5 protein-coding genes and 1 pseudogene are annotated in these 3,485 nt (G+C 63.0%); 5 read left to right on the top strand and 1 reads right to left on the bottom strand.

Going from position 1 to position 3,485, the window contains the following annotated elements:
• On the top strand, positions 1-307 hold a 307-nt coding region (locus AC1D00_RS32325), incomplete at its 5' end, for a Crp/Fnr family transcriptional regulator (protein WP_477013455.1).
• Between the two features lie 10 nt (positions 308-317).
• On the opposite strand, the pseudogene AC1D00_RS32320 reads toward AC1D00_RS32325, so the two are convergent.
• Positions 318-847 (bottom strand): annotated as a pseudogene (locus tag AC1D00_RS32320) (cyclase family protein); the annotation flags it as partial.
• A gap of 303 nt (positions 848-1,150) precedes the next feature.
• On the opposite strand from AC1D00_RS32320, the gene AC1D00_RS32315 reads away from it, so the two are divergent.
• The 4 genes from AC1D00_RS32315 to AC1D00_RS32300 form a co-directional block, all read left to right on the top strand.
• Complete coding sequence (locus AC1D00_RS32315; RefSeq protein WP_049823635.1) at positions 1,151-1,411, top strand: hypothetical protein; 261 nt, start codon at positions 1,151-1,153, stop codon at positions 1,409-1,411.
• A gap of 21 nt (positions 1,412-1,432) precedes the next feature.
• Positions 1,433-2,404 carry a TRAP transporter substrate-binding protein gene (locus tag AC1D00_RS32310; RefSeq protein WP_477013454.1) on the top strand — a complete coding sequence of 324 codons (972 nt, stop codon included), beginning with the start codon at positions 1,433-1,435 and terminating at the stop codon, positions 2,402-2,404.
• Between the two features lie 64 nt (positions 2,405-2,468).
• On the top strand, positions 2,469-3,017 hold the full coding sequence (locus tag AC1D00_RS32305; RefSeq protein WP_477013453.1) for a TRAP transporter small permease: 549 nt from the start codon (positions 2,469-2,471) through the stop codon (positions 3,015-3,017).
• Positions 3,008-3,485, top strand: a 478-nt coding sequence (locus AC1D00_RS32300) for a TRAP transporter large permease subunit (RefSeq protein WP_477013452.1), incomplete at its 3' end; no start/stop codon positions are given. The genes AC1D00_RS32305 and AC1D00_RS32300, both read left to right, overlap by 10 nt.

Raw genomic sequence — 3,485 nt, 5'->3', positions numbered from 1 at the left:
GCTCTGCGCGCGCCTGCGCTGGACCAGCCAGCAGGTCGAGCAGGTAATCCTCCAGAATCTGCCGGGCCGTCTCGCAAGCGCGTTGCTCGGTCTCACCGAGGAGCGCAAGTTCGACTCCGGCAGCGGCACGCTCGTCATCACCCAGCAGGAGATCAGCGAGATGGTGGGGATGACGCGCGAGAGCATCAACAAGCAATTGCGCGCCTGGGCCGGACGCAACTGGGTCCGCCTCGAGCATGGCGCCATCGTCGTGCTCGATATCGATGCGCTGCGCGAGCTCGCCGAAAGCGGCCTCGGCGGCGAGTGATTGCGTTCGCTTAACCGTCGATGATGGCGACCGCGCGGATCCAGCCCGCGGAGGCGCGTTCGATCTTCACCGGAAGTATGAGACCGTGAAYCCGGCCGGGGGCAATTGATCGAGATTGTGCAGCTTATCGAGATGGCAATAGGCGATGTGCCGTCCCGCCTTGTGACCTTCCCAGATCAGACCGGCATCCTCTTGTCTCGGCATATTTCTTCGCGGTGTAGACGAACGGCGCGTCCCAGCTCCAGCCATCGGTGCCGGTCAGTCGCACGTCGCGCTCGAGCAGATACATGGTGGCCTCGTAACCCATGCCGCAACCGGAATTGACGTAGTCGGCCTGGCCGAATTTGGCGCCCGCGCTGGTGTTGACGACGACGATCTCCAGCGGCGACAGCGTGTGGCCGATGCGTTGAGCTCCTTTTCGACGTCGTCGGCGGTCACGACGTAACCATCCGGCAGGTGTCGGAAGTCGAGCTTCACGCCGGGTTGAAAGCACCATTCCAGCGGCACCTCGTCGATCGTCCATGACCGTTCGCCGCGGTTCGGGGCTGCACCGGTGGCGTCAAGTAACGCGCCGGAGAGCCGCCTCACGCCGGAGGACGGTCCTATTATTCCGGAAATCGGAAGTGTCTGCCGATGACCACCCCGAGGCAGCGCGTGATCGATCAATGCAAGTCCTGCATCGATCGATGCCGGATTTGGCTTGGACTCAGAATGCCACCCGCCCTAGGGACGATGTTGGCGACATCGCGCCGACGCTGCGCGTTCACCGGGAAGGGCGACCGTCTCGTCCGAACCTCCAAGCCGCAATCAATAGCGGTCGAGCACAAACCGAGAGGAACATCCATGGACACGACGAGCATCGTTCGCTCGCATCCGGCATCGGCCGATGGCGAGGCGCGATGGCAGGGAGCACTTGCCGCGCAGGCCCCCGCCCGGGGGAGCGCGATGAAGGCGGCATCTTCCGCGCCAGCGATCATGAAGCAGCCGAATCCGCTCGACTCCGCCGCGCAATCCTACCAAGGTGGTGCGTTTGTAACGCTTGACTTTACACCTGAAGTGGAGCGACCCAAGGCGGCGCGCAGCATTTGCCCGACAACGACATAATCAACTCAGGAGGAAGCCCAGATGAAGACACTCACCGGTATCATCGCAGCCGCTGTGCTGGCGGTCTCAGCGCCCTTGGCGACCGCACGCGATTTCCGCTCCGCCGACATCCATCCCGCCGATTATCCGACCGTCGAGGCCGTCAAGTTCATGGGCAAGCAGCTCGCGACGGCGAGCGGCGGCAAGCTCGGCGTGAAGGTGTTTCCCAACGGTGCCCTGGGCTCCGAGAAGGACACCATCGAGCAGCTCAAGATCGGCGCACTCGACATGATGCGAATCAACGCATCGCCGTTGAACAACTTCGTGCCTGAGACCATCGCGTTGTGCCTGCCCTTCGTCTTCCGGGATACGCAGCACATGCGCACGGTCCTTGACGGGCCGATCGGTGATGAGATCCTGGCAGCGATGGAGCCGGCGGGCCTGGTCGGCCTTGCCTATTACGACAGCGGCGCCCGCTCCATTTACACCGTCAAGGCCCCGGTCAAGTCGCTCGCGGACCTCRAGGGTCTGAAGATCCGCGTCCAGCAATCCGACCTGTGGGTTGGCATGATCCAGAGCCTCGGGGCCAACCCGACGCCGATGCCGTATGGCGAGGTCTATACCGCGCTCAAGACCGGTCTGGTGGACGCTGCCGAGAACAACTGGCCCTCCTACGAATCCTCGCGTCACTTCGAGGCCGCAAAGTTCTACAACGTCACCGAGCACTCGCTGGCGCCCGAAGTTCTCGTGATGTCGAAGAAGGTCTGGGACACGCTGAGCAAGGAGGATCAGGCGATGATCCGCAAGGCGGCCAAGGAATCGGTGCCCGTCATGCGCAAGCTCTGGGACGAGCGCGAGCAGGCGTCCCGCAAGACCGTCGAGGCTGCCGGCGTCCAGGTCGTCACGATCGCCAACAAGGCGGAATTCGTCGACGCGATGAAGCCGGTTTACGCCAAGTTCGCCGGTGACGAGAAGCTGCAGAGCCTCGTCAAGCGTATCCAGGACACGAAGTAAGGCCATAGCGTCGGGTCCGGCGTCGCCGCGAGGTGACACCGGACCCACGCAAGGAGAGGCGGGAATGACAGACCCACACGTCGCAAGCCACGAGCAGGACATAGCCGGACGCCCGTCCACCGGCCTGCTGTCGCGGATCAATGCCCCCGTTGCGCGCGCGGGYATGTATCTGTCCGTGACCGGCCTGCTGGTCATCGTCACCATCGTGTTCTACCAGGTGTTCGGGCGTTACGTGCTCAATTCCAGCCCGACCTGGACGGAGAACCTTGCGCTGGTCCTGATCYTGTACGTCACGCTGATCGGCGCCGCCGTCGGCGTGCGCGATGCCGGACACATCGGCATGGACAGTCTGCTGGTCATGCTTCCGGATAATGTGCGCGAGAAGATCGAGCTCGTGATCCACGTTCTGGTCGGCGTGTTCGGCATTGCGATGGCCTACAATGGCTGGATCCTCGGAGCGTCGGTCGGCACCGTGAAGATTCCCAATCTCGGCCTACCCGAGGTCATCCGCTACGTGCCGCTGATCGCCTCCGGCGTCCTGATCGTCTCCTTTTCAATCGAGCACATCATTGCTCTCCTGCGCGGCGAAGAGGTCGTCCCCTCATGGAATTGATCATTCTCGGCGCCTCCTTCTTCGGCTTCCTGATCCTCGGCGTCCCCGTCGCCTTCGCGATCGGCCTGTCGGCGATCTGCACCATCCTCTACGAAGGCCTGCCGGTCGCCGTCATCTTCCAGCAGATGATGTCGGGGATGAACATCTTCTCGTTCCTCGCCATTCCGTTCTTCGTCTTCAGCGGTGAGCTGATGCTGCATGGCGGCGTCGCCGACAAGATCGTGCAGCTCGCCAAGAATCTCGTCGGACACATCCGCGGCGGGCTCGGCATGTCGAACGTGGTCGCCTGCACGCTGTTCGGCGGCGTCTCCGGTTCGCCCGTGGCCGACGTGTCGGCGATGGGCGCGGTGATGATCCCGATGATGAAAAAGGAAGGTTTCGACACCGACTACGCCGTCAACGTCACCACCCACGCCTCGCTGGTCGGAGCCTTGATGCCGACCAGCCACAACATGATCATCTATGCGC

It is taken from the genome of Bradyrhizobium sp. P2_E8 (genome assembly GCF_056403875.1).
The sequence above is the reverse complement of the archived record's forward strand: the minus strand, read 5'-3'. Positions and strand labels throughout refer to the sequence as shown.

What these genes read in the sequence shown, in the direction of transcription:
- AC1D00_RS32315 (WP_049823635.1), top strand. Translation starts at nt 1,151, where the DNA reads ATGGACACGACGAGCATCGTTCGCTCGCATCCGGCATCGGCCGATGGC.